This is a genomic window from Streptomyces sp. NPDC127190 (assembly GCF_042672505.1).
Classification (GTDB): domain Bacteria; phylum Actinomycetota; class Actinomycetes; order Streptomycetales; family Streptomycetaceae; genus Streptomyces.
In genome coordinates, this window is sequence record NZ_JBHXVE010000045.1 from 33,213 (window position 1) to 34,230 (window position 1,018).

The 1,018-nt window shown below is 71.5% G+C and carries 1 pseudogene; it reads right to left on the reverse strand.

What is annotated here, in order from left to right:
* Nucleotides 1–826: 826 nt before the first annotated feature.
* Nucleotides 827–1,018: pseudogene (locus tag ACFVIU_RS37680) on the reverse strand (oxidoreductase); the annotation flags it as partial.

Sequence of the window (1,018 nt, forward strand, 5' to 3'; positions counted from 1 at the left end):
AGCCGGCCCAGGACAGACCGGCCAGGGCGGACCAGGGCACGAAGTCGCGGGCGCGGCGGGGGGCCGCGCCCGCGCCGAAGGGATGACCCCCACCCCCCGGCGGCGGCGAACCGGGCCTCCCCCCCCACGCGCCCCCCCCCCCGCGCGGATCACCGTTTCCACGACATGACCCCTCGTAGGACAGTCACAGCGCTCGCCCTCACAGCAGCGGGCCTCGGAGCCGGGATCGCGGCTGCCACACCCGCAGCAGCCGGCGGGATCATCGTCATCGACTCCCCGGCATTCAACAACTCGTGTGCCAACCACGGCACGCATCATCCACAGGCTCAAGGGCTGACATCGAACGGAAGTGGTCCAGCACAGGGACTGCTCGCCCAGGTGCCGACCGCAAGCCCGCTCAATCAGTGCGGCGGCGCAGATGCTTTCTTCATCGGCATGATGGCCCATGAGACGGCCCGGCTAACAACCTTTCAGTGACGGTTTCATGTGTGAGCCGGCTCCTGTCGACCGTTCCTGAATCTTGACCCCCTGGGAATCCGGGAAATTGACCCCACTGGGTTGATCAATCGCGGCTCACGCGGTTCTCCTTGGCGAGGAGTTCGCGCCGTTGGCGGGTGCGGTAGGAGTCGCCGGTGAGGGTGAGGACCTCGGCGTGGTGGACCAGGCATCGATCATCGCGGCGGCGACGACGTCGAGCTCCCGAAGGCCGCGGCGGGCACACAGCCCCGCCATTCGCCGGCTGCACCGGTTGGCCGGACCTGTGCCCCACCGAGTGCGGCCACCCGTCCCGCCGCAGGACCGCCGATCCGACGGGTCGGCCACGGCTTCAAGGCTGAACTGCCGCGGTCGGCTCCGGGAAGGTGACGCCAGTCAGCTCTTCGGAGACGGTCCACAGGCGGCGGGCGGCGGCCGGGTCGCGGGCCGCCGCCGAGCGGCCGGCCCGGGCGGGGGGGCCGCGCCACTCGAACATGCCGGCGGGGCCGACGAAGCAGCCGCCCGGCAGGTCCAGGACCGCCGC